Source organism: Pseudomonas sp. SWRI111 (genome assembly GCF_014268555.1).
Taxonomy (GTDB): Bacteria; Pseudomonadota; Gammaproteobacteria; order Pseudomonadales; family Pseudomonadaceae; genus Aquipseudomonas; species Aquipseudomonas hamedanensis.
Genome location: NZ_JABWQQ010000031.1, coordinates 23,318 through 48,012, shown reverse-complemented (window position 1 = coordinate 48,012; position 24,695 = coordinate 23,318). Strand labels below are relative to the sequence as shown.

Below are 24,695 nucleotides of genomic sequence, written 5' to 3'. Positions count from 1 at the left end.
AGTGTGGGAGCCAGCCTGCTCGCGAAAGCGCAGTGTCAGTCGCAGATGCGTTGACTGACGAAACGCCTTCGCGGGCACAGTGCGCGCAAACCACGTCGGCTGATCCTGGCCCTGGGGCCATTGTTGACGTTCGACGTTTAGGAAATTTCTCACGAATTTTGAGACGTTTCCTGAAGATTTGCCTCCTCGAATGACCCAGACTGACTCACGCCATTCAACCCGTGAGTCCGTCCCCATGTCCGATCTGCCGCTACGGGTTTTAGTGCTGGAGGACCATCCTTTTCAACGTTCGGTTGCGGTGAATATCTTGCGCACCCTGGGCTGTCGCGAGGTACTTGAGGCGAGTGACGGTGCCCAGGCGCTGGCTTTGCTGGACAAGGTCGGCACGGTCGACGTGGCCCTGTGCGACTTGCAGATGGAAGGCATGGATGGGTTGGAATTTTTGCAGCGGGTCGGCGCGTCAGGCCAGGTCAAGTCAGTGATCATCAGCAGTTCGCTGTCGGTGGATTTACGCCGGGCTGTGCATCAAATGGTTGCGTTACTCGGTCTGGAACTGCTCGGCGATGTTGGCAAGCCGGTGCACATACAGGGGCTGGCAGACCTGTTGAAAAAAGCCGTCGACAGGCCGCGCGTGACCTGCCTGCCGGCAGCCACCGTGAAGCTGGCCAGCGCAGCGGCGGTGCGCCAGGCCTTGGCTGCACAGCAGTTGCGCGCCTGGTACCAGCCCAAGTTCAACCTGCACACCGGTGAAGTCTGTGGCGTCGAAGTGTTGTGCCGCTGGCTGCATCCGCAGCAGGGGATCATTGCCCCGGCGTTGTTCATGCCCGTGCTGGAACAATGCGGGTTGCTCGACGCGTTGTTGTTTTCTCAAATGGAACAGGCCCTGACGGTGCAACGCAGCGCCGGGGCCAACGGTTTCGCCGTGAACATGGCGTTCAATCTGCAAACGGTGCAACTGGCCAACGCTGAGCTGGCCGCCAGTCTCAAGGCTTTGCTCCGGCGCCACGGCGCGTGCGGCGCCAGCCTGACCTTCGAACTGACGGAAAGCGGCTTGCTGGAAGCGCCGGCCACCAGCCTGGAAACCCTGGTGCGTCTGCGGATGATGGGCTGTCGCTTGTCGATCGATGACTTCGGCGCCGGGTTCTCCTCCTTGCAGCGTTTGTGTCAGTTGCCGTTCAACGAGATCAAGCTCGACGCTGATTTCGTTCGCAACCTCGCCGATGAGCCGCGCTGCCGGGCGGCAATCAGCAGCACGCTGGCGCTGGGTGAGGCCTTGGGCATGAGCGTGGTGATCGAGGGCATCGAGACCGATGCCCAACGCCGCGAACTTCTTGCGCTGGGCTGCACGCAAGGTCAGGGCTACTGGTACGCGAAGCCCATGGCCGGAGCGGATCTTCTCGTCTGGTTGCAGCAGCGCAGCTCGGCGGACCTCGGATGAATAACCGGTTTTTTAGGAAAAGTCTTACAGAGTCTTCCAGGTGTCCTGCGTAGCCTTATCCTAAGAAAATTTCACCCTCGGGAGATTGACCATGATCAACAAAGCCCTGCGAATCCTGATCGCCGACCCGCAGCATTTTCACCGGATGAAGATCGAGCGCCTGTTCAACCACCTCGATTACTACCGCGTTGCCCCGGTGCAGGACCTCGCCGAGTTGTTGACCCTGGTCGACTACGGCTGTGACCCCTTCGATGTGGTGGTCATCAACGCCGAGCTGGCCGCTGGCCGGCTCGACCTGCTGGGCTTCTTCCTAGGCAATGCACAGGTGCGCCATGCCCTGATCTACAACGAACCCAGCGCACCCCTGCAGATGGCGGCCGGTTTTGCCCAGGAAAATGTCCAGATCAGCCCTGTCGCATTGCCCTCATCGGCGTTGATCCGGCAATTGATGGCGTTCGTCGATGCGCCAGAGCAGCAACCGGACGCGTCAGGCTGGGCACCGCAAGCAGCGCTGCAGCGTCGGGCCTAACACAGTTTGTTGTTTTGCGCACCTGTCAGACTTGACAGGTGTTTCGATTTTCATCCCGTGTAACAGTCGCTGTGCAGCCACCGTGTCTGGAACAGTCCAGTGGTCGCCTGCATTGCCAGTTTTGCCTCGGGAGTGTCCATGAAGTCAGCGCTGATCGTCGACGACCATCCAGTGGTGTGCGCTGCCGTCCGGATTGTGCTGCAAGCCGAAGGCTTCAAGGTGATCTACGAGGCCAGCAATGGCAACGAGGTGGTGTCGCTGATCCGCGAACACGCGCCGCAACTGGTGATCCTTGACTTGCATTTGCCGGTATTCGACGGACTGGAGGTCATGGCGCGGATCAAAACCACTGGGCTTGACTGTCGCATTGTGGTGTTCAGTTCCTATGATCCGTTGTTTTACCAGGAGCGCTGCCAGCGCGCCGGGGCCATGGCCTACGTGACCAAAACCAATCAACTGCAACAACTGCACGAAGCCATTCGCGCGGTGATGTCGGGCTATACATTTTTCTCTTCTTTGCCGGACGGCCACGCGTCGAGCATTGCGCAGCGCTCGGAAAAAGACCTGATCGACCGGCTTTCCGATCGCGAACTGAGTATTTTCCTGCAATTGAGCCAGGGCAAGACCAACAAGGCAATTGCCGAGGGCATGCACCTCAGCCATAAAACAGTGAGCACGTATAAGAAACGGCTGATGCAAAAGCTCGGGATGAGTTCGGTCGTGCATTTGCGCGAATTTGCCATACGCAATCATTTGATCTGAACGCACGGACATGGCACTGGGATATCGGCTTTTCGGGCTGTGGCTGAGCTGCCTGACCAGCGCTTGGGCGGATGAAACATCGCAGCGGCTGGAACTGGTGACGCGTGCCGGGGCGGCGCATGCCGAGGTTCGCCTCGACGCGCAGGATCGCCAGTGGTTGCGTGAGCACCCGGTATTGCGCATGGGCATTTCCGGGCCGGATTACCCGCCGTTCGAAATCACCCGTCATCAACATGAAGTGGAAGGGCTCACCGCCGATTACGCTGATCTGCTGGGGCAACTGCTCGGCGTCCGGATCGATGTTCGGCGCTTCGCCGACCGGCCGGCCTTGATGGCGGCGCTCAAGCGTGGCGAACTGGACTTGCTGGGCACCTCCAACCGCTTTGAAATCGCCGACCCCGATTTTGTGCTGTCCCGCGCTTACGCCGAAGACCAGCCGATGCTGGTGATCCGCCACGACGACACACTGTCGGCCGATCTTGCAGGCAAGCGTATCGCCATGGTCGAGGACTATCTGCCGCTGGCAAGCGTACAAGCGTTCTATCCCGACGCTCAGGTGCAACGCTACCCGTCGGCCATGGATGCCCTCGGTGCGGTGGCTTTCGGTGCGGATGATGTCTACCTGGGAGACTTCATCAGTTCCAACTACCTGATCAACACCAATTACCGCAACGATCTGCAGCTGGCCGGGCCGTCCGGGCTGGATGCCAACCCGTTCGGCTTTGCCCTGTTGCGCACCGACGTGCGCCTCAAGCGCCTTGTCGACAAGGCGCTTGAGGCCGTGCCCATGGAGCGCCGTCAGCTCATCGAGCAGCGTTGGAGTGTCGGTCATGCGGAGATGGCGGAACAGTCACAGGTGCAACTCAGTGTGATGGAGCAAGACTGGCTGAATCGACATCCGGTGGTGCGGGTCGGTGTCATCGATGATTTCGCCCCGCTGACTTTTTTCGATGCCGACGGCCGTTTCAGCGGGCTGGGCGCGCAGTTGCTGACTCTGATCAGTCAGCGCAGCGGTTTGCAGTTCGAACGGGTGCGCGGGGTTTCCCTCGACCGTCAGATCGAGCAGCTCAAGGCCGGTGAACTCGATCTGCTGCCGGTGGTAACGCCGAGCAATGAGCGCGAAGCCGAACTGGCCTTCACCCGCGCCTACCTGAACAATCCGTTTGTCCTGGTTGCTTCGACAGCCGCGCAGAGCCCGCGTCGCCTCGATGACCTGACCGGCAAACGCCTGGCCATTTATCGCGGCCACCCACTGCGTGACTACCTGTTGGAACGCATTCCCGGCGTGCGTCTGGTCGAAGTCGCAAGCCCCGCCGAGGGCATGGTACTGATCGCCAAGGGGCAGGTGGACGCCACGGTCAGTTCGTTGCTGGTTGCGCGCTTTTTACTGACCCGTCATTACCGTGATCGCTTGCGTATCATCGGTACGGTCGGCGACCAGCCGGCGCGGATTGCCTTGGCCACTGCTCCGCAGGCGACCGCGCTGCACTCGATTTTGAACAAGGCGCTGCTGAGTATTGCGCCGCAGCATATGGATGAATTGGTCGAGCGCTGGAGCCATGATGTGGTGGTGGATGACAGCTACTGGTTGCGCCATCGCCAGTCGATTTTGCTGAGCTTCGCCGCTGCGGCCGTGCTGCTGGTGCTGGCGCTGCTGTGGATCGGTTTTCAGCGCCGGCAGATTCGCCAGCGTCAGCAGTGGTTGCAACAATTGCAGCAAGCCAAGCAGACGGCCGACGACGCCAACCGCGCAAAAACCACGTTTCTGGCGACCATGAGCCATGAAATCCGTACGCCGATGAACGCCTTGATCGGCATGCTCGAACTGGCGCTCAAGCGGGCGGAGGAGGGCGAAACCGATCGGTTGGCGATTCAGGTTGCGGCCAACGCCGGGCAGCAACTGCTGGCGTTGATCGGCGACATTCTCGACATTGCCAGGATTGAGTCCGGGCACCTTTCAGTGGCACCGGAACGCGCCAACCTGCGCGATCTGGTGACGTCGGTGAGTCGTGTCTTCGAAGGGCTGGCGCGGCAAAAGCGGCTGTTGTGGCGCATCGATCTGGACGAACACAGTGACGTCGATGTGCTGATCGATCCGACACGTTTCAAGCAAGTGCTGTCGAACCTGCTGAGCAACGCCATCAAGTTCACTGAGCAGGGTGAAGTCAGTCTGTCGCTCAAACTCAAGCTGAAATCGGCAGAAAAACTGGCACTGACCGTGATCATCGAGGACAGCGGACTGGGCATCAGTGCCGTTGATCGGCAGCGGTTGTTCAGTCCGTTTGTCCAGGTCGGCAACCTTCCGGGTGCGGTGCGCAGCGGTTCTGGACTGGGACTGGTGATCAGTCGCAGCCTCTGCGAGCTGATGGGCGGCACCTTGCAACTCGACAGCGAACCGGGGCTCGGCACGCGGGTCGAGCTGCGCTTTGAACTGCCGCGCCTGACTGCACTCGCAGCGGCTCCGCCAAGTACGCAAGAGGCGCCGTGCGCGCTGCGATCGCTCGACGTGCTGGTGGTCGACGACCATCCGGTCAATCGGTTGTTGCTGTGTTGGCAACTCAGCGACCTCGGGCATCGCACCGTCGACACCGAGAATGGCGAGCAGGGCCTGGAGCGTTGGCGCGCTCGGGTGTTCGATGTGGTGATCACTGACTGCAACATGCCGCATCGCAACGGCTATGAGCTGGCACGGGCAATCCGCGATGAGGAAGCGCACAGCGCACGCGCACCGTGCCGGATCGTTGGGTTTACCGCCAACGCCCAAGTGCAGGAGCGGGTGCGCTGTTTCGAGGCCGGCATGGACGATTGCCTGTTCAAACCGATCCGCTTGAGCGACCTGGCACAGGCCTTAAAGGGGGTCGCCCATTGCCAGCAAGAAATCGAGCCATTGCCGGCCCCTGTGTTGACGGAAATCGACCTCAGTGCGCTGGAGCAAATGGCCGGCAATGACCACGCGTTGATTGAACGCCTGCGCGCCGAAGTCTCGCGCAGCCTGGACCAGGACCTGCAGCGTCTGGCGAGTTTGCAGGGCGGGGATGACCACAGTGGCTTGCGCGAACTGGCCCATCACATCAAGGGCGGTGCGCAAATGGTCGGCGCGGCGCGCCTGGTGGCCGCGTGTGTCGAACTCGAACAGGCTTGCCAGCAGGCCGATGCGGTGGCGGTTCTGCCGGCAATCAAGACGCTGCGCGAAGCCATGCACAACCTCGCGCAACGTCTTCAGGCCTGATCAGTCCCAGGCAGGGGCCAGGCCTTTTGGGCTGGTCAGGCGATGGCCGCGGTCCAGGCTGGCGATCAGCGCCATGTCGGCATCGCTCAGTGTCAGCGCGGTCGCGCCGAGGTTGCTGTGCAGGTTGGCGCGTCGGGTCGAGGACGGAATCACCGCAAAACCCGACTGCATCGCCCAGGCCAGCGTGACCTGCGCCGGGGTGGCGTGCAGGCGCTCGGCAATCTTCTGGATCAGCGGATCCTGCAACACTTCACCGTAGGCGAGGGTCATGTACGAGGTGATGTGAATGCCTTGGCTGTGGGCGAACTCGACGACTTTACGGTTTTGCAGGTACGGGTGCAGTTCGATCTGATTCGTCGCAATGTGCTCGGCACCGACGGCGGCGATGGCCTGTTTCATCAGGTCGATGGTGAAGTTGGACACGCCGATCTGTCGCGTCAGGCCCAGGCGTTTTGCCTCCAGCAGCGCGCCCATGAACTCTTCGACAGGAACCTCATGGTTGGGCGATGGCCAATGGATCAGCGTCAGGTCGAGGTAGTCGGTCTGCAATTTGTGCAGGCTTTCCTTGAGACTGGCGATCAGGCGATCTGCGGCGAAGTTGGCCACCCAGATCTTGCTGGTAATGAACAGCGCGTCGCGCGCGATTCCACTGGCAGCGATCGCCTGACCCACCTCGGCTTCGTTTTCGTAAATCTGCGCGGTGTCGATGGCGCGGTAGCCGAGTTCGAGGGCTGTGCTCACTGAATCAATGACCACCTGGCCTTGCAGTCGAAACGTACCAAGGCCGAAAGCGGGAACAGACATGGAATGACTCCTGGAATGCAGTGGGAATGGCCGCAGTATCCGCGTCCGGATCAATGAGAAAAACCGCTGGTTGGACAAAGCAATGTTGAGCAGAAGTCATGAATCATTTTCGAGACCCGGGTTGTCCGGCCTGTCCCCTTCGCGAGCAAGCTGGCTTCCACAGAAGTTGTGGTTATGCACAAATCACGAATTCATCCAGAATCCTGTGGGAGCGAGCCTGCTCGCGAAGGGCGCACCGCCGATCCAGCGTTCTGCATATAGAACACTCAAGCCGGTTTTCGCGGTCTAGTGCGAAACTCGATCTCCCTTTAGGCTTAATCCAAGGCATTTACCCATTGGAGAGCCCATGAAAAACATTCTCGGTATCTACACCAGCCCGCGCGGCCATTGGGTCGGCGATGGTTTTCCGGTTCGCACGCTGTTTTCCTACGACAACCTGGGCAAACACATCAGCCCGTTCCTGTTGCTCGATCACGCCGGTCCGGCCGAATTCACCCCGACCACCGAGCGGCGCGGCGTCGGCCAGCACCCGCACCGTGGTTTCGAAACCGTGACGATCGTGTACGACGGCGAAGTGCAGCACCGCGACTCCACCGGCAGCGGCGGCACTATCGGCCCGGGCGACGTGCAATGGATGACAGCCGCGTCGGGAATTCTCCACGAGGAGTTCCACTCCGACGATTTCGCCAAAACCGGCGGCCGTATGGAAATGGTGCAACTGTGGGTCAACCTGCCGGCCAAGGACAAAATGGCCGCGCCGGGCTACCAGACCATCCTCGACAGCGATATCCCGCGCATTGCGCTCAAGGACAACGCTGGCAGCCTGCGTCTGATCGCCGGTGAGTTCGAAGGCCATAAAGGTCCGTCGCGCACGTTTACGCCCATCGACGTCTGGGACTTGCGCCTGAACGCCGGCAAGTTGCTGACGCTGGAACTGCACGATGGGCGCAACACCGCGCTGGTGGTATTGAAAGGTTCGGTGCAGGTCAACGGCGCGGAATCGGTGGGGGAAGGGCAGTTAGTGCTCTTCGAGCGTGATGGCGATCGATTGACCCTCCAGGCCAGCCAACAAGCGGTAGTGCTGTTGCTCAGCGGCGAGCCGATCGACGAACCGATCGTCGGCCATGGCCCGTTCGTGATGAACACCGAGCAGGAAATCCACCAGGCATTCGCCGACTTCCAGTCGGGCCGCTTTGGCCGGATGCAGGCCTGAGTCACAGCCAGGGGCAGTCACCTGACACACCCCAAAACCCAATGTGGGAGCTAGCTTGCTCGCGAATGCGGTGGAACAGTCACAGACACATCGACTGACACGACGCCTTCGCGAGCAAGCCCGCTCCCACAGTTGTTTTGCGGTGTTTTTGTGCGGGTGTTCATCCGCTGAAATCAATTGCTCCTACACTGGCTCAATCTGTGCGATCTTCTCGCGATTGGCCTTCGTCGGAGTGGTTTGATGTTGTCTTTGCTGACCGAACATCCGCTGTTTTGCGCATTTGTCCTGATCCTCCTCGACCTTGGATTCTGGCGTCTGATCAGTTCCCGAGGCAGCGAGTGGAAGCTGTTGGTGCGGGTGCTGATTTTTACCCTGTTCAGCATCGTCCTGTTCAACGAAGGCCTGAATCCGATGGAGCCGGCACCGTGGGCCGACAACGTGCCGCTGCACCTGGCGGCGACGGCGTTGCAGATCGGTTGGTGGCTGTTCGGCGCGCGGACCCTGACGGTGTTGATCGGCGCAGTGATGATGCAGCGGGTCGGCCACACCGGACGGCTGTTGCAGGATTTGCTTGGCGCCGTGATTTTCCTCATCGCGATTATTGCCGCGCTGGCCTACGTGCTGGACCTGCCGGTCAAAGGCGTGCTGGCGACGTCGGGCGCGCTGGCGATCATTGTCGGCCTGGCCTTGCAGAGCACCTTGAGCGATGTGTTTTCCGGCATCGTCCTCAACACCACCAAGCCCTATCAGCTCGATGACTGGATTTCCATCGACGGCACCGAAGGCCGGGTCACCGATATCGATTGGCGCGCCACACGTCTGCAAACCAGTCAGGGCAGCATGGCGGTGATTCCCAATTCGCTGGCGGCCAAGGCCAAGATCATCAACTTCAGTCGGCCGAGCAACATGTTTGGCGTCGCGGTCGGCGTGCAAGTCAGCCCGCATGCGCGGCCCAGCTCGGTGATCGAGGCGCTGGAGCGGGCCATGCAAGGGTGCCGCCAGTTGCTCGACAGTCCGGCGCCGAGTGTCGCGCTGAAAAGCTCTGGCAGCAGCGGCGCGGAATACGAAATCAGTGGTTTCGTCGCCTCGATGGGCGAGAAGCGCGCAGTGCGCAATCAGTTGTTCGATCTGGCTTACCGCCACTTGCAGGCGTCCGGGGTCAATCTGCTGTCCAGCAATGAAGCCAGTACAGCGTCTACGCTGTCGCGGCCACGGGCACTGCTCGACAGTTCGCCGATTTTTTCCACGCTGCGTGAGGAAGAAAAAGACACCTTCAGCCAGAACATGACCCTGCAGACGTTCCGCGCCGGCGAGACCCTTCTGGCGGGCGGGGAGGTCAGCGATCATTTGTTCATTATCGAGTCCGGCGTGGTCTCGGTGACGTTGAAGCGGCACGGCACAGCGCTGGAGTCCGGGCGCATGGGGCCGGGCGAAGTGATCGGGGAGGCGGGGATTCTCAGCGACACGGCGCTGCCTGCCGACTTTACGGCGAAGACGTTTTGCACCTTGTATCGCATCGAAAAGTCATACCTGAAGCCGTGCCTGGACGCCCGCCATGACATCCACGATGCCATGCAGGCGTTGCTCGATTTTCGTCTGCACAAGGCGCAATCGCTCACCGAAGAAGCGCCAGCCGTTGCGCCGAAAAGAGGCTTCTTGCAGTGGCTGCGCAATCGCGCCTGAGGGCTGGCCGTGGTGATTGAATGCAACCTGCGCAACGGTTAGGGGGTCAGAAGTGCAATCCCCCTGACAGGAGCGGCGAACGATGAAAAACCTGCGCATTGCCACGTTCAACGTCAACGGCCTGCGCGCGCGGCTGCCGAATCTGCTGGCGTGGCTGGAGCGTGAGCAACCGGACATCGCATGCCTGCAAGAACTGAAATCGGTGGACAGCGCGTTTCCGGCAGCCGAGCTCGAAGCGGCGGGTTACGGGGCGATCTGGCAAGGCCAGGCGTCGTGGAACGGTGTGGCGATTCTGGCGCGGGATGCACAACCGCTGGAGAGCCGGCGCGGGCTGCCCGGCGATCCAGACGACGCCCAGAGCCGCTATATCGAAGCGGCGGTGCACGGGGTGCTGGTCGGTTGCCTGTACTTGCCCAATGGCAATCCGCAGCCGGGGCCGAAATTCGAGTACAAGCTGGCCTGGTTCGAGCGGTTGATCAGCTACGCGGAAGACCTGCAAAGCAGCGATCACCCGGTGGTGCTGGCCGGTGACTACAACGTCGTGCCTACTGACATGGACATCTACAATACCCGTTCCTGGCTCAAGGACGCCTTGCTGCAACCGCAAAGTCGCGAGTGTTATCAACGTCTGCTGGATCAAGGCTGGACCGATTCGCTGCGGCATTTGTATCCCGAGGAACGCCTCTACACCTTCTGGGATTATTTCCGCCAGCACTGGCAAACCAACTCCGGCCTGCGCATCGACCATCTTTTGCTGAACCCGGCGCTGAGTCCGTATTTGCACGAGGCGGGAGTCGATGCCTGGGTGCGCAACGAACCGCACGCCAGTGATCATGCGCCGACGTGGATTCGTATCGGCTCGCGTAAAAAACGCTGAGCGGTTGATTGGCGAAATCAATTGTCGAAAACCCCGCTCGATCCCGTATACAGGGTGTCTATCAACGCCCCCTGCATAAGGACCGAGCAATGAGCGAGCCACGCCTGACCCACCTGAAGCTGTACCTGCAACGCCTGGGTTTTGATGCGCCTCCATCGCCGACGCTGGCTACCCTGCGCCAGTTACAGTTGCGCCACACCGCTGTGTTTGTTTTCGAAAACCTGGCCACGGTTACTGGCGCGCCGGTGTTGATCGATTTGCCGTCAATTGAAGAAAAAATCCTGTTGGGTGGTCGCGGCGGTTACTGCTACGAGCTCAACAAGCTGTTTTTCACCCTGTTGCTTGAACTGGGCTTCGACGTTCGCGCAATCAGCGGGCGCGTGGTGATGAATCAGCCTGAAGGCAGTTGGACGGCGCGGACTCACCGCTTGAGCCTGGTCACCCTCGACGGTGTTCGCTATATCACTGACGTCGGCTTCGGCGGCATGGTGCCGACCGCACCGCTGATGCTCGACACGGAAGCCGTGCAACCCACCCCTCACGAACCTTATCGCATCGAAAAACAGGCCGACGGCTATATGTTGCACGCCAACGTCGCGGGCGAATGGCGGCCGATGTACCTGTTCGACCTGCAACGCCAGGAAGACGTCGATTACACCGTCGGCAACTGGTACGTCTCGACGCACCCAGACTCACCGTTTGCCCAGCGATTAATGGTCGCGCGCACCGGGGAGGGCTGGCGCAAGACGCTGAACAATGGCAGCTTCGCCCTTCATCGCATCGGTGATGAGAGTGAGCGGCGCGACGTGACGCAGGTCGATGAGTTGATTGAATTGCTGGCGCGCGAGTTTGGCCTGCAGGTGGCTGATTCGCCGTCAATGCGGCAATCGCTGGCGCAGGTGATCGCGCGAGTGTCTGCCTAGGGCTTCACGTCTGGTTCCAGCACGCGGCGGATTTCGCCGATGGCCGCCGACAGTTTTCTCTCGAGGCTCTTGAGGTCAGCGGCCGTAATGCCTTTTTTAAACTGCCCGGACACCTCGCCATTCTCCGCGTCGGTCTGCTGGCGAGGGTTTTCCAGCAGGGCATGGCGCAGCGTGTTGTTGATCACTGTCTGATAACCAAAACCCTCGTTTTCGGCGACTGCACGCGCCGCCTCGATCACCGCATCGTCAAGCATGATGGTAATGCGCCTTTTACCTTTGCTGGACGCCACGGCACCGCGTTTGCCCTGGGAAAAGTCATATTCATCGTTCATCGGTCAAGCCTCCGGAAAATACGCGCGCCGTTCGCTCGGACTGGCGGCACGTGCAGAAATGATTCGAACCACATTGGCTGCGCGATAGCTGTATGCAACGACCAGCAAGCGTCCTTTGCCATCGAGGCCAAGGGTGATCCAGCGTTGTTCGTCATGGTCGCTGTCCTCAAGGGTGATCGCGCGTTCGTCGTAGAAGACCGGTTCGGCTTCGGCGAGGCTGATGCCTTTGTGCTTGAGTTTGTTGGCTGCGTTCTTGCTTTTGTCGTACTGAATGTCGAATGACTTCATTATGCATACTTTATATGTATAGAGAAGGGCGGGACCGCGCCGTCGGTCGCCATGAACACTTCAGCCTAGTGGGCAGGTGCGCTGGCGCAGTCGGGGATGTGTTGCCGGATTTGTGCGGGCGCAAACCGCAGGCTGGAAGGTTGGGTGGCTAGCTAACCATTATGTGACTGATAAGTTGTATACAACTCTATGGACATTTGTCCCGAGTATTGAATACAGTGTGCGCATAACAAAAACCAGGGAACCCCCCACCATGAAAACGCCCCATGTTTCACACCAACGGCCCGAGGATGAAAATCTCGGGGTCGGCGCGAATATGGCTTACGGCCTGCAACATGTTCTGACGATGTACGGCGGTATCGTTGCGGTGCCACTGATCATTGGCCAGGCGGCCGGTTTGTCGCCGGCGGACATCGGCTTGTTGATTGCTGCTTCATTGTTTGCGGGGGGGCTGGCGACGCTGCTGCAAACCCTGGGCCTGCCGTTTTTTGGTTGTCAGTTGCCGCTGGTACAGGGCGTGTCGTTCTCCGGCGTGGCGACCATGGTCGCGATCGTCAGCAGTGGCGGGGAGGGCGGCTTTCAGTCGGTGCTGGGCGCGGTGATTGCCGCTTCGTTGATCGGCTTGCTGATCACGCCGGTGTTCTCACGCATCACCAAGTTCTTTCCGCCGTTGGTCACTGGCATTGTCATCACCACCATCGGCCTGACGTTGATGCCGGTGGCCGCCCGCTGGGCCATGGGCGGTAACAGCCATGCGCCGGATTTTGGCAGCATGCAGAACATCGGTCTGGCGGCGGTCACGCTGGTGCTGGTGTTGCTGCTGAGCAAGGTCGGCAGTGCAACCATTTCGCGCTTGTCGATCCTGTTGGCGATGGTGATCGGCACGGTGCTGGCGGTGTTCCTCGGCATGGCGGATTTCTCCAGCGTCACCACAGGTCCCATGTTCGGCTTCCCGACGCCGTTCCACTTCGGCATGCCCACCTTCCACTTCGCCGCGATTCTGTCGATGTGCATTGTGGTCATGGTGACGCTGGTGGAAACCTCGGCGGACATTCTGGCGGTCGGCGAAATCATCGAAACCAAGGTTGATTCAAAACGTCTGGGCAATGGCCTGCGCGCCGACATGTTGTCGAGCATGTTTGCGCCGATCTTCGGTTCCTTCACCCAGAGCGCTTTCGCCCAGAACGTCGGGCTGGTGGCGGTGACCGGGATCAAGAGCCGTTTCGTGGTCGCCACCGGCGGTCTGTTTCTGGTAATCCTTGGCCTGTTGCCATTCATGGGAAGGGTGATTGCTGCTGTGCCGACGTCGGTCCTCGGCGGCGCCGGTATCGTGCTGTTCGGTACCGTAGCAGCAAGCGGCATTCGTACGCTGTCGAAGGTTGACTACCGCAATAACGTCAACCTGATCATCGTCGCCACGTCGATCGGTTTCGGCATGATTCCGATTGCTGCGCCGAACTTCTACGACCAGTTCCCGAGCTGGTTCGCGACGATTTTCCACTCCGGCATCAGCTCGTCGGCGATCATGGCGATCCTGCTCAACCTGGCGTTCAACCACTTTACCGCTGGCAACTCGGATCAGCAGTCTGTGTTTGCCGCGGCGGAAGAGCGAACCCTGCGTTATCGCGATCTGGCTGCGCTGCGTGAAGGCGACTACTTCAGCGACGGCAAGCTGCATGACTGCGACGGCAAGGAAGTGCCGGTGATCGAGGTGGATTCGGAGCACGATCATGGGCATGGCGCACCGAAAGCGCAGGCGAAAAGCAGCGAACATGTCTGACCGCGGCGTCTGAAAAAAGGGCCGATCTGTTAAGTACTGATCGGCCCTTTTTATTGTCGATGTTTTGATCTTTTGGAGCGCCCACAAAAAAGCCCCTGAATCTTTCAATTCAGGGGCTTTGCTATTTGGCTCCACAACCTGGACTCGAACCAGGGACCCAATGATTAACAGTCATTTGCTCTACCAACTGAGCTATTGCGGAATTGGTGCGTATGTTACTGATTCAAAAAGAGAAGTCAAGCTCCGAATAACACCTTTTGCGATTCGTCGGGACGGACGGCGTTTTGTCAGCGATTGGCGCTTACCAGAGCGGCACCGGAGGTCTACCATGGCCACCCGGAAGTGGTCACACGCGCTGCCGGCCATTCGCCGAAAAGGTACGCGCCATGAGTCAGTTCATTTGTATCACCGAGGTATCCGTATGAGCATCACGCAGATCAGCCTGCCAAAAGGCGTCGGCCCACACGCCGAAAAACTCTTCGACGCGATCACTCAGGCAAGCACCGCCGAAGAATTGAACCGCGCCGGCGGCAAGGCCGAAGGTTTCGTGCTCGGTCTTGAGAGCACCAAAGCCATCAAGAGCCAGATTGCCGAATCGCTGTATGTCGTCTATGACGACGCCGCGAGTCAGCGCGCGACCGAGTTGGCTTAACCGCCAAAGGTAATCGTGCCGAGCATCAGCCTGGCGTAAGCGGCCGTGGCCGCCAGTTGCACCAGCCACAGCGCCAGGCCGCCGAGGAAAACCCCGGTGGCGATTTGCAGGACCAGGCTTTTTTCCCGTTTGGCCGACACACGGGGAATGAAATCCTCCAGTTCGTCACGGTCGGCACGCAGGTTGTCGTTTTTCATGTGGGTTCTCATCAAAAATGCAGGGCGTACACAAAAACCAATTGTGGGGGCGGGCTTGCTCGCGAATGCGGTAGGTCAGTCAATCCATTTTTGGCTGACAGACCGCTTTCGCGAGCAAGCCCGCTCCCACAGTTAAAGCTCTGTGCAGTCTAGAGGTTGTGGGACGTTTCCAGACACAAACAAAAAACGGGAAGCCATCAAGGCTTCCCGTTTTTCATCACGCCGCGAAATCAGATGACCTGAACAATCGCATCCGTCACGGCCTTGATGTTGCTCTGGTTCAGCGCCGCCACGCAGATGCGGCCGGTGTCCAGGGCATAGATGCCGAACTCGTTGCGCAGGCGATGCACCTGTTCAGTGGTCAGGCCGGAGTAGGAGAACATGCCACGCTGGCGACCGACGAAGCTGAAGTCGCGGCCCGGCGCTTTCTCCGCCAGCAGATCGACCATCTGCGTGCGCATGCCACGAATGCGCAGGCGCATCTCGGCCAGTTCCGCTTCCCACTGTGCGCGCAGTTCCGGGCTGTTCAGCACGGCGGCAACGATGCTGGCGCCGTGGGTCGGCGGGTTGGAGTAGTTGGTGCGGATCACGCGTTTGACCTGCGACAGCACACGTGCGCTTTCTTCTTTCGACTCGCTGATGATCGACAACGCGCCCACACGCTCGCCGTACAGCGAGAACGATTTGGAGAACGAACTCGAGACGAAGAAAGTCAGACCGGATTCCGCGAACAGGCGCACGGCCGCAGCGTCTTCGTCGATGCCGTCGCCAAAGCCCTGATAAGCCATGTCGAGGAACGGCACGTGACCTTTGGTCTTGACTACTTCCAGCACCTTGTTCCAGTCCGCCGGGGTCAGGTCGACGCCAGTCGGGTTGTGGCAGCAAGCGTGCAGAACAACGACAGAGCCGTTCGGCAGGGCGTTGAGGTCGTCGAGCATGCCGGCACGGTTGACGTCGTGGGTGGCCGCGTCGTAGTAGCGGTAGTTCTGCACCGGGAAACCAGCGGTTTCGAACAGTGCGCGATGGTTTTCCCAGCTCGGGTCACTGATCGCGACCACGGCGTCGGGCAGCAGCTGCTTGAGGAAGTCGGCACCGATTTTCAGTGCGCCGGTCCCGCCGACTGCCTGAGTGGTGATGACCCGACCGGCGCTGATCAGCGGCGAGTCGTTGCCAAACAGCAGCTTCTGCACGGCCTGATCGTAGGCGGCGATGCCGTCAATCGGCAGGTAGCCGCGCGAAGCGTGTTGAGCGACGCGAATCGCCTCGGCTTCGATCACCGCGCGCAGCAGTGGAATTCGCCCCTCTTCGTTGCAGTAAACACCCACGCCCAGATTGACCTTGGTGGTCCGGGTATCGGCGTTGAATGCTTCGTTGAGGCCCAGGATTGGATCGCGGGGTGCCATTTCGACAGCGGAGAACAGGCTCATTATTACGGCGGCTCTGAATGGAGAGTGGAGGGACGTGTCGCGCTCCAGCCGAATGCACTAGAGCGGTGCACAAACGGGGAGCTAGTATAGAGGCCATCACCGCGCAATGGCGACAGGCGAATCGGCTTTTACGGTAAGTTTTTCCGATTATTTCTTGACCGTTAGTCGATTGTCTTTGTCAGAGTCTTTACCGGATGTAGGACGTTTGCCTTGAAAGGCCGGGCAATCGCCACCACATTAAGCACAATCCAGGTTTTTTCTTGCGCGACATCGGTCGTTTGCGGTCGTCCTCGTGGTGCTCCGTCTGAGGCGGAACGCCGCGATTCCAGAGGTGTGTATGTCGGAATTCCAGCTAGTCACCCGCTTCGATCCCGCCGGCGATCAGCCGGAAGCCATTCGCCAGTTGGTCGAAGGCATTGAAGCCGGGCTGGCGCACCAGACGCTGCTTGGTGTGACCGGTTCGGGCAAGACCTTCAGCATCGCCAACGTCATCTCGCAGGTACAGCGTCCGACGCTGGTGTTGGCGCCGAACAAGACTCTCGCCGCGCAGTTGTATGGCGAGTTCAAGGCATTCTTCCCCAACAACGCCGTCGAATACTTCGTTTCCTATTACGACTATTACCAGCCCGAAGCTTATGTGCCGTCATCCGACACCTTCATCGAGAAGGATGCGTCGATCAACGACCACATCGAGCAGATGCGTCTGTCCGCGACCAAGGCGTTGCTGGAGCGCAAAGACGCGATCATCGTCACCACGGTGTCGTGCATCTACGGTCTGGGCAGTCCGGAAACCTACTTGAAGATGGTCTTGCACGTCGATCGCGGCGACAAGCTCGATCAGCGTGCGCTGCTGCGCCGGCTGGCTGACCTTCAGTACACCCGCAACGACATGGACTTTGCCCGTGCGACCTTCCGCGTACGTGGCGATGTGATCGACATCTACCCGGCGGAATCCGACCTGGAAGCGATCCGCATCGAGTTGTTCGATGACGAGGTAGAGAGCATTTCCGCGTTCGACCCGCTGACCGGCGAAGTCATCCGCAAAATGCCGCGCTTCACCTTCTATCCGAAGAGCCACTATGTGACGCCGCGGGAAACCCTGCTCGACGCCATCGAAGGGATCAAAGTCGAGTTGCAGGAGCGTCTCGAATACCTGCGCAGCAACAATAAACTGGTGGAGGCCCAGCGCCTGGAGCAACGCACCCGTTTCGATCTGGAGATGATCCTCGAACTGGGCTACTGCAATGGCATCGAAAACTACTCGCGTTATCTGTCCGGGCGCCCGTCCGGCGCTGCGCCGCCAACCCTTTACGATTACCTGCCGGCGGACGCCTTGCTGGTCATCGACGAATCCCACGTCAGCGTGCCGCAGGTTGGCGCCATGTATAAGGGCGACCGGTCGCGCAAGGAGACGCTGGTCGAATACGGCTTCCGCTTGCCGTCGGCGCTGGACAACCGGCCCATGCGTTTCGACGAGTGGGAAGGGGTCAGCCCACAGACCATTTTCGTCTCGGCGACGCCGGGCAACTATGAAGCTGAACACGCCGGGCGCGTGGTCGAGCAAGTGGTGCGGCCGACCGGGCTGGTCGACCCGCAGATCGAGGTGCGGCCAGCGCTGACTCAGGTCGACGATTTGCTCTCGGAAATCACCAAGCGGGTGGCGATCGAAGAGCGCGTGCTGGTGACCACGCTGACCAAGCGCATGGCCGAAGACCTCACTGATTATCTCGCCGACCACGGCGTGCGCGTACGTTATCTGCACTCGGACATCGACACGGTCGAGCGCGTCGAGATCATCCGCGATCTGCGCCTCGGCACGTTCGACGTACTGGTGGGGATCAACTTGCTGCGTGAAGGCCTGGACATGCCGGAAGTGTCGCTGGTGGCGATTCTCGATGCGGACAAGGAAGGGTTTCTGCGTTCCGAGCGTTCATTGATTCAGACCATCGGCCGTGCCGCGCGTAACCTCAATGGTCGGGCGATTCTGTATGCCGATCGCATGACCGGCTCGATGGAGCGCGCGATTGGCGAGACCGAGCGCCGTCGCGATAAGCAAATTGCCTTTAACCTCGAACACGGCATCACCCCGAAAGGCGTGTTCAAGGACGTCGCCGATATCATGGAAGGCGCCACCGTGCCGGGGTCGCGCAGCAAGAAGCGCAAAGGCATGGCCAAGGCTGCCGAAGAAAACGCCAAGTACGAAGCCGAGCTGCGTTCGCCGAGCGAAATCGCCAAACGCATTCGTGCGCTGGAAGAGAAAATGTATCAACTGGCGCGCGATCTGGAATTTGAGGCAGCGGCGCAGATGCGTGATGAGATTGCCAAACTGCGCGAACGATTGCTGACCGTTTGATCTGCGTCGTTTGACCCGGCGCCTTCGCGAGCAAGCTCGCTCCCACAAGGGCAATCTGCACAGGCCCTGTGGGAGCGAGCCTGCTCGCGAATGGCGGCGACTCGGTAGAGCGGCGACCCATGTCTGGCTTAAATACCCTGCCCGCTGGAGCCGGGCAGGTCTCGCCTGTTACCATTCGCCGCTTGATTGTTCTGCTCTTCATTTTTTCGAGACATGCCATGACCACCGTCCGCACTCGCATCGCGCCATCGCCTACCGGGGACCCCCACGTAGGTACCGCTTACATCGCATTGTTCAACTACTGCTTTGCCAAGCAGCATGGCGGTGAGTTCATCCTGCGCATCGAAGACACCGACCAGTTGCGTTCGACCCGCGAGTCCGAACAGCAGATTTTCGACGCGCTGCGCTGGCTCGGCATCGACTGGAGCGAAGGCCCGGACGTCGGCGGCCCGCACGGCCCGTACCGGCAGAGCGAACGCGGCGACATCTATCAGAAGTACTGCCAGCAACTGGTCGACATGGGGCACGCGTTCCCATGCTTCTGCACTGCTGAAGAACTCGATCAGATGCGCGCCGAGCAAATGGCTCGCGGCGAAACCCCGCGCTACGACGGCCGCGCGCTGCTGCTGTCGAAGGAAGAAGTCGCTGCCCGTCTGGCTGCCGGCGAACCCCACGTGATCCGCATGAAAGTGCCAAGCGAGGGCGTTTGCGTGGTGTCGGACATGCTGCGTGGCGATGTCGAGATCCCGTGGGATCGCATGGACATGCAAGTGCTGATGAAGACCGACGGCCTGCCGACGTACTTCCTCGCCAACGTGGTTGACGACCACCTGATGGGCATCACCCACGTCCTGCGCGGCGAAGAATGGCTGCCATCGGCGCCGAAACTGATTCTTTTGTACGAATACTTCGGCTGGGAACAGCCGGAGCTGTGCTACATGCCACTGCTGCGTAACCCGGACAAGAGCAAGCTGTCCAAGCGCAAGAACCCGACCTCGGTGACATTCTACGAGCGTATGGGTTTCATGCCCGAAGCGATGCTCAACTACCTGGGGCGCATGGGCTGGTCGATGCCGGACGAGCGCGAGAAGTTCTCGCTGCAGGAAATGGTCGACAACTTCGACCTCAAGCGCGTGTCCCTCGGCGGGCCGATTTTCGACATCGAGAAGCTGTCGTGGCTCAACGGCCAGTGGCTGCGCGACCTGCCGGTCGAAGAGTTTGCCGCACGCGTGCAAAAATGGGCATTCAATGCCGACTACATGATGAAAATCGCCCCGCACGTACAGGGCCGCGTCGAGACGTTCAGCCAGGTCGCGCCGTTGGCCGGGTTCTTCTTTGCCGGTGGCGTCAACCCGGACGCCAAGCTGTTTGAATCGAAAAAGCTCTCGGGCGATCAGGTTCGTCAGTTGATGCAGTTGATCCTGTGGAAGCTGGAAAGCCTGCGTCAGTGGGAAAAGGACAACATCACCGCGACGATTCAGGCGGTGGTCGAATCCCTGGAGCTGAAACTGCGCGATGCGATGCCGCTGATGTTCGCCGCGATCACCGGCCAGGCAAGCTCGGTGTCGGTGCTCGACGCGATGGAAATCCTCGGCCCGGATCTCACCCGTTTCCGCTTGCGTCAGGCGATTGACCTGTTGGGCGGCGTGTCGAAGAAAGAAAACAAGGAATGGGAAAAACTGTTGGGCGCCATCGCCTGATGGCTTTTGTGTCTCTGTAGGGGCTGCCGAAGGCCGCGATCTTTTGATCCTGCGTTCGGCGTTTCTCCCGAATTTACGGGGGAGGGCGGTAAGTGATTGTAATCCCGACAAAAAACTTTGAAATTTTTCAAAAATAAGTTTGACAGACTTTTGATACGCCCTTAAGATTCGCCCCGTCCTCAGCGATGACATCAACGATGAGGGGCTATAGCTCAGCTGGGAGAGCGCTTGCATGGCATGCAAGAGGTCGACGGTTCGATCCCGTCTAGCTCCACCAATTTACACTTCAAGGCCTGGCCACACCGGCCTTGAAGCGATCAACACTCAGCGTTGATCAGTTGTATAGAAGGGTTTGCGTCCCCTTCGTCTAGTGGCCTAGGACACCGCCCTTTCACGGCGGTAACAGGGGTTCGAGTCCCCTAGGGGACGCCAGTTTTACAGAAGTGATGTTGCAAGACTTCACTCCGCCGCGAGGCGAAAAATCCGGGGCTATAGCTCAGCTGGGAGAGCGCCTGCATGGCATGCAGGAGGTCAGCGGTTCGATCCCGCTTAGCTCCACCAATTTTACAGTTCAAGGTCTGGCCACACCGGCCTTGAATCGATCAGCACTCAGCACTGATCAGTTGTATAGAAGGGTTTGTGTCCCCTTCGTCTAGTGGCCTAGGACACCGCCCTTTCACGGCGGTAACAGGGGTTCGAGTCCCCTAGGGGACGCCACGATTACCCGCTCTGCGGGATTTATAAGGGTCATTCAATTATTGAATGGCCCTTTTGTTTGTCTGGCGTTTGGCCAATTCTCCTTTCTCCCTACACTGTGCTTCAGACCAGCGGTCATATTCTTGACTTGCGGAATATTATTATGCGAATAATATTCTAGTCGTAATATTCGGAGGCAACGATGAACGATAAAAAAGCTCAAACCCGCGAACGCATCCTCAAGGCTGCCAGCGCCGCCCTGATCCAGCGTGGCCCGGCAGACCCGAGCGTGGGCGAAGTGATGGGCGCAGCCGGCCTCACGGTGGGAGGCTTTTATGCGCACTTCGAAAGCAAGGACGCGATGATGCTCGAAGCGTTCAAACAACTGCTGGGCCGGCGTCGCGACCTGATTGCCGACATGGATGCCGATCTGACCGGTGAAGAGCGTCGCGCCCTGGTCGCTGCCTTCTACCTGTCGCGCAAGCATCGCGACTCCAGCGAGGCGGCTTGCCCGATTCCGGCTTCGATCGGTGAGCTGGGGCGTTTGCCGGAGTCGTTCCGTCTGGCGCTGAACGAGCACATGGAGTTGATGGTGGCGCAACTGGCGGCCAGTCCTGAAGACACCGACAAGGCGCTGGCCGATGTCGCGCTGATGGTAGGTGGTCTGGCGCTGGCAAGAGCGTTGGGCCCTGGCGAGTTATCCGATCGATTGCTGCGCGCCGCCAAGTCGGCGGTGCGTTGACCTGAAGGCAGCACGCCTGAGGAGAGAGCGATGAACACGTTGAAGTGGATTCGTGGCGTTAACGGCACCTTGGGCTGGTTTGCACCGAAACTGGTGGCAAGCAAAATGCGTCTGGCGTTCATGACGCCGCGTGCGCTGCCACTGCGTGACTGGGAGCTGCCATTGCTGGCCAGTTCCGAGCGCATCACTTTGCGTTTTGGCCTGTCGGCGCTGCGCTGGGGTCAAGGCCCCACGGTGTTGCTGATGCACGGCTGGGAAGGGCGGCCGACGCAATTCGCTTCGCTGATCATCGCTCTGGTCGATGCCGGCTATACCGTCGTCGCGCTCGATGGCCCGGCTCACGGCCGCTCACCCGGGCGAGAAGCCAACGTGGTGCTGTTCGCCCGCGCCATGCTCGAAGCGGCTGCCGAATTGCCGCCGCTGCAAGCCGTCATCGGCCACTCCATGGGCGGTGCCAGCGCGATGCTCGCCGTGCAGTTGGGCCTGCGCACCGAAACCCTCGTCAGTATCGCCGCGCCGTCGCGGATCCTTGGCGTGCTGCGCGGTTTCGCCCGTCATGTCGGCATGCCGCCCAGAGCCCGTTCCGCCTTCATTCGACAGGTCGAGCAGGATGTCGGCATGCGCGCGGCCACATTGGATGTCACGCATTATCAGCTCGACATGCCCGGCCTGATTGTCCATGCCGAGGACGACAATTTCGTCTCGGTCAAGGAGTCGCAATTGATTCATGAAGCCTGGTTCGACAGCCGCTTGCTGCGCCTCGAGGGCGGCGGTCATCAGCGCGTACTGGCCGACCCGCGAGTGATTGATGGCGTGTTATCACTGCTGGCCGGTCGCAGCCTTCAGGCGCGCCAATCGGCGTGAGCTCCGTTACACTGCCCCGGTTGAATCAAATGACCGGGAGTGGGGCATGGGCTGGGATCGGGCAACGCCGTTTACCATTGATTTGCAAGTGGGCGCCGAGGATATCGACGGGCTGGGCCATGCGAACAACGCGGTCTACGTGACCTGGCTTGAACGCTGCGCGTGGCGCCATTCGCAGCGCCTGGGGCTGGATCTGGTCGAATATCGGCGACTGGATCGGGCGATGGCCGTGGTGCGTCATGAAATCGATTATCTGGCCGCGGCCTACGAAGGCGACGAGCTGCAATTGGCGACCTGGATCGTCGACTGGGATCAGCGCCTGAAAATGACCCGGCATTTCCAGCTCAAGCGTCCGAGCGACAACGCCACGCTGCTGCGTGCCCAGACCACTTTCGTCTGCATCGAGCTCTCGACCGGCAAGCCCAAGCGTATGCCGGCGGAGTTCATCGAAGGCTATGGTCCGGCGATACAGCTCCCGGATACAGCTCAAATCTAAATGGTAGGAGTGAGCCTGCTCGCGATCGCGGTGTATCAGTCGATGCATATGTGGCAGATACATCGCTATCGCGAGCAGGCTCACTCCTACATGGGATCTGCGGGTTTGCGCGATATCCAGTAAACTGCCGCACGTTTTTCTTCAAGTAGTGTTTTCCCATGCAAATTGCTCTGGCGCCCATGGAAGGGTTGGTCGACGACATCCTTCGCGACGTGCTGACCCGCGTTGGCGGCATTGACTGGTGCGTGACCGAATTTATTCGGGTCAACGATCAGTTACTCACACCGGCGTATTTCCACAAGTTCGGCCCGGAGCTGCTCAATGGCGCCCGCACCGCGTCCGGTGTGCCATTGCGCGTGCAATTGCTGGGGTCCGATCCGGTGTGTCTGGCGGAAAACGCTGCGCTGGCCTGCGAACTTGGCTCGGAAGTCATCGACCTGAATTTCGGCTGCCCGGCCAAGACCGTCAACAAGTCCCGTGGCGGTGCGGTGCTGCTCAAGGAGCCGGAGCTGCTTAACCAGATCGTCGAGCACGTCCGTCGCGCCGTGCCTGCACACATACCCGTCACCGCGAAAATGCGCTTGGGTTTCGACAGCCCGGACGGCTCGCTGGTCTGCGCCACGGCGCTGGCCGAAGGTGGCGCCGAGCACATCGTGGTCCATGCGCGGACCAAAGTGGACGGCTACAAACCCCCCGCTCACTGGGAGTGGATCCCGCGTGTGCAGGACGTGGTCAAGGTGCCGGTGTTCGCCAACGGCGATATCTGGAGTGTCGAAGACTGGCGTCGTTGCCGCGAGATCAGCGGCGTGGAAGACATCATGCTCGGTCGAGGTCTGGTCTCGCGCCCGGATCTGGCCCGCCAGATCGCTGCGGCCCGCGCCGGAGAAGAGGTCGTCGAGATGACCTGGAACGAACTGATGCCTTTGATTCAGGATTTCTGGCTGCAGGCCAAGGCGCAGATGACCGCGCGTCAATCGCCCGGTCGCCTCAAGCAATGGCTGGCCATGCTGACGCGTAATTATCCCGAAGCCACCGAGCTTTTCAGCGTTCTGCGCCGCGAAACCGAGCCTGATCACGTCTCGCGTTTACTTGGATTGCCGCTCGTCGACGCCGCCTGAAAAATCTGAAAAAAATCTCTTGAAATCAAAACAGCGGTCCCTATCTAAGGGTTACGCGATGCCGAATTCGGGTCGCGGAGACACAAAACCTTGCTGATTGTTTTCAGGAGATTTGAACCATGAGTACTGCATTTTCTCTCGCGCCACTGTTCCGTTCCTCGGTAGGTTTCGACCGTTTCAACGACCTGTTCGAAACCGCCCTGCGCAACGAGCCAGGCAGCAGCTATCCTCCTTACAACGTCGAAAAACACGGTGATGACCAATACCGTATCGTCGTCGCGGCCGCTGGCTTCCAGGAAGATGACCTGGACCTGCAAGTCGAGAAAGGCGTGCTGACCATTAGTGGTGGCAAGCGTGACACTGACGAGAACGTCACGTTCCTGCATCAGGGCATCGCGCAGCGAGCCTTCAAGCTGTCTTTCCGTCTGGCCGATCATATCGAGATCAAGGCCGCCGACCTGCGCAACGGTCTGCTGAGCATCGACCTGTTGCGAGTGGTTCCGGAAGAAGCGAAAGCCAAGCGCATCCCGATCAATGGAGCGCAGCAGGCGGTTCTGCAATAACGCCAGGCAAGAAGAAGGGCGCCAGTGAT

22 protein-coding genes and 5 tRNA genes are annotated in these 24,695 nt (G+C 60.0%); 21 read left to right on the top strand and 6 right to left on the bottom strand.

The annotated features are described in order from the left end of the window. Window positions 1–235: 235 nt before the first annotated feature. The 4 genes from HU755_RS25020 to HU755_RS25005 all read left to right on the top strand — a co-directional run bounded on the left by HU755_RS25020 (window position 236) and on the right by HU755_RS25005 (window position 5,958). Window positions 236–1,438, top strand: a complete 1,203-nt coding sequence (locus tag HU755_RS25020) for an EAL domain-containing protein (protein WP_186637599.1) — start codon at window positions 236–238, stop codon at window positions 1,436–1,438. A gap of 91 nt (window positions 1,439–1,529) precedes the next feature. Then, a complete protein-coding gene (locus HU755_RS25015; protein WP_186623404.1) occupies window positions 1,530–1,967 on the top strand; it encodes a chemotaxis protein CheY in 438 nt (145 codons plus the stop codon). Window positions 1,968–2,105: 138 nt separating this feature from the next. Then, the gene (locus HU755_RS25010) at window positions 2,106–2,729 is read left to right on the top strand and encodes a response regulator transcription factor (RefSeq protein WP_186637597.1); all 624 of its coding nucleotides are present in this window, start codon (window positions 2,106–2,108) and stop codon (window positions 2,727–2,729) included. Between the two features lie 10 nt (window positions 2,730–2,739). Next, window positions 2,740–5,958, top strand: a complete 3,219-nt coding sequence (locus HU755_RS25005; RefSeq protein WP_186637595.1) for a transporter substrate-binding domain-containing protein — start codon at window positions 2,740–2,742, stop codon at window positions 5,956–5,958. Here HU755_RS25005 and dkgB read toward each other — a convergent pair whose 3' ends face one another. Continuing rightward, window positions 5,959–6,762, bottom strand: a complete 804-nt coding sequence (gene dkgB, locus HU755_RS25000; protein ID WP_186637592.1) for a 2,5-didehydrogluconate reductase DkgB — start codon at window positions 6,760–6,762, stop codon at window positions 5,959–5,961. A 346-nt stretch (window positions 6,763–7,108) separates the two neighbouring features. Here dkgB and HU755_RS24995 point away from each other — a divergent pair, with 346 nt between their 5' ends. From HU755_RS24995 to HU755_RS24980, 4 genes are all read left to right on the top strand, one after another. Then, window positions 7,109–7,975: a pirin family protein gene (locus HU755_RS24995; RefSeq protein ID WP_186637590.1), complete on the top strand. Its 867-nt coding sequence runs from the start codon at window positions 7,109–7,111 to the stop codon at window positions 7,973–7,975. A gap of 240 nt (window positions 7,976–8,215) precedes the next feature. After that, window positions 8,216–9,658 (top strand): mechanosensitive ion channel family protein, encoded by a 1,443-nt coding sequence (locus HU755_RS24990; protein WP_186623410.1) that lies wholly within the window; start codon window positions 8,216–8,218, stop codon window positions 9,656–9,658. Between the two features lie 82 nt (window positions 9,659–9,740). Next, entirely contained in the window at window positions 9,741–10,535 is a 795-nt protein-coding gene (xth, locus tag HU755_RS24985) for an exodeoxyribonuclease III (protein ID WP_186637588.1), read from the top strand. 89 nt (window positions 10,536–10,624) lie between these two features. Further along, complete coding sequence (locus HU755_RS24980; RefSeq protein ID WP_186637586.1) at window positions 10,625–11,458, top strand: arylamine N-acetyltransferase; 834 nt, start codon at window positions 10,625–10,627, stop codon at window positions 11,456–11,458. Here HU755_RS24980 and HU755_RS24975 read toward each other — a convergent pair. Together HU755_RS24975 and HU755_RS24970 are read right to left on the bottom strand one after the other, a co-directional pair. After that, window positions 11,455–11,790, bottom strand: coding sequence for a BrnA antitoxin family protein (locus HU755_RS24975; RefSeq protein WP_186637584.1), 336 nt, complete (start codon window positions 11,788–11,790; stop codon window positions 11,455–11,457). The two genes, HU755_RS24980 and HU755_RS24975, sit on opposite strands and share 4 nt — an antisense overlap. A gap of 3 nt (window positions 11,791–11,793) precedes the next feature. Then, a complete protein-coding gene (locus HU755_RS24970; protein WP_186637582.1) occupies window positions 11,794–12,078 on the bottom strand; it encodes a BrnT family toxin in 285 nt (94 codons plus the stop codon). 253 nt (window positions 12,079–12,331) lie between these two features. On the opposite strand from HU755_RS24970, the gene HU755_RS24965 reads away from it, so the two are divergent. Further along, window positions 12,332–13,858, top strand: coding sequence for a nucleobase:cation symporter-2 family protein (locus HU755_RS24965; protein ID WP_186637580.1), 1,527 nt, complete (start codon window positions 12,332–12,334; stop codon window positions 13,856–13,858). Window positions 13,859–13,984: 126 nt separating this feature from the next. Here the strand turns inward: HU755_RS24965 and HU755_RS24960 are convergent. Beyond that, a tRNA-Asn gene (locus HU755_RS24960) sits at window positions 13,985–14,060 on the bottom strand. A gap of 219 nt (window positions 14,061–14,279) precedes the next feature. On the opposite strand from HU755_RS24960, the gene HU755_RS24955 reads away from it, so the two are divergent. Continuing rightward, window positions 14,280–14,510 carry a hypothetical protein gene (locus HU755_RS24955; RefSeq protein WP_186637578.1) on the top strand — a complete coding sequence of 77 codons (231 nt, stop codon included), beginning with the start codon at window positions 14,280–14,282 and terminating at the stop codon, window positions 14,508–14,510. Here HU755_RS24955 and HU755_RS24950 read toward each other — a convergent pair. Beyond that, complete coding sequence (locus HU755_RS24950) at window positions 14,507–14,707, bottom strand: hypothetical protein (protein ID WP_186637575.1); 201 nt, start codon at window positions 14,705–14,707, stop codon at window positions 14,507–14,509. The two genes, HU755_RS24955 and HU755_RS24950, sit on opposite strands and share 4 nt — an antisense overlap. Window positions 14,708–14,937: 230 nt before the next feature. Further along, entirely contained in the window at window positions 14,938–16,134 is a 1,197-nt protein-coding gene (locus tag HU755_RS24945) for an amino acid aminotransferase (protein ID WP_186552476.1), read from the bottom strand. A gap of 337 nt (window positions 16,135–16,471) precedes the next feature. Between HU755_RS24945 and uvrB the strand changes: the two genes are divergently transcribed. The 11 genes from uvrB (at window position 16,472) to HU755_RS24890 (ending at window position 24,666) form a co-directional block, all read left to right on the top strand. Continuing rightward, window positions 16,472–18,487 carry an excinuclease ABC subunit UvrB gene (uvrB, locus tag HU755_RS24940; protein WP_186637572.1) on the top strand — a complete coding sequence of 672 codons (2,016 nt, stop codon included), beginning with the start codon at window positions 16,472–16,474 and terminating at the stop codon, window positions 18,485–18,487. A gap of 218 nt (window positions 18,488–18,705) precedes the next feature. After that, a complete protein-coding gene (gene gltX / locus HU755_RS24935) occupies window positions 18,706–20,187 on the top strand; it encodes a glutamate--tRNA ligase (RefSeq protein WP_186637569.1) in 1,482 nt (493 codons plus the stop codon). 201 nt (window positions 20,188–20,388) lie between these two features. Then, window positions 20,389–20,464: transfer RNA gene (locus tag HU755_RS24930), tRNA-Ala, on the top strand. A gap of 79 nt (window positions 20,465–20,543) precedes the next feature. Next, window positions 20,544–20,619: transfer RNA gene (locus HU755_RS24925), tRNA-Glu, on the top strand. 53 nt (window positions 20,620–20,672) lie between these two features. Further along, a tRNA-Ala gene (locus HU755_RS24920) sits at window positions 20,673–20,748 on the top strand. A gap of 80 nt (window positions 20,749–20,828) precedes the next feature. Next, a tRNA-Glu gene (locus HU755_RS24915) sits at window positions 20,829–20,904 on the top strand. A 181-nt stretch (window positions 20,905–21,085) separates the two neighbouring features. After that, window positions 21,086–21,625, top strand: coding sequence for a TetR/AcrR family transcriptional regulator (locus HU755_RS24910; protein ID WP_186552347.1), 540 nt, complete (start codon window positions 21,086–21,088; stop codon window positions 21,623–21,625). Window positions 21,626–21,655: 30 nt separating this feature from the next. Then, on the top strand, window positions 21,656–22,489 hold the full coding sequence (locus HU755_RS24905) for an alpha/beta fold hydrolase (RefSeq protein WP_186637566.1): 834 nt from the start codon (window positions 21,656–21,658) through the stop codon (window positions 22,487–22,489). Between the two features lie 46 nt (window positions 22,490–22,535). Beyond that, entirely contained in the window at window positions 22,536–22,985 is a 450-nt protein-coding gene (locus tag HU755_RS24900) for a thioesterase family protein (protein ID WP_186552349.1), read from the top strand. A gap of 158 nt (window positions 22,986–23,143) precedes the next feature. Then, a complete protein-coding gene (locus HU755_RS24895; protein ID WP_186637563.1) occupies window positions 23,144–24,103 on the top strand; it encodes a tRNA-dihydrouridine synthase in 960 nt (319 codons plus the stop codon). 119 nt (window positions 24,104–24,222) lie between these two features. Then, on the top strand, window positions 24,223–24,666 hold the full coding sequence (locus tag HU755_RS24890; protein ID WP_186552351.1) for an Hsp20 family protein: 444 nt from the start codon (window positions 24,223–24,225) through the stop codon (window positions 24,664–24,666). Window positions 24,667–24,695 lie beyond the last annotated feature (29 nt).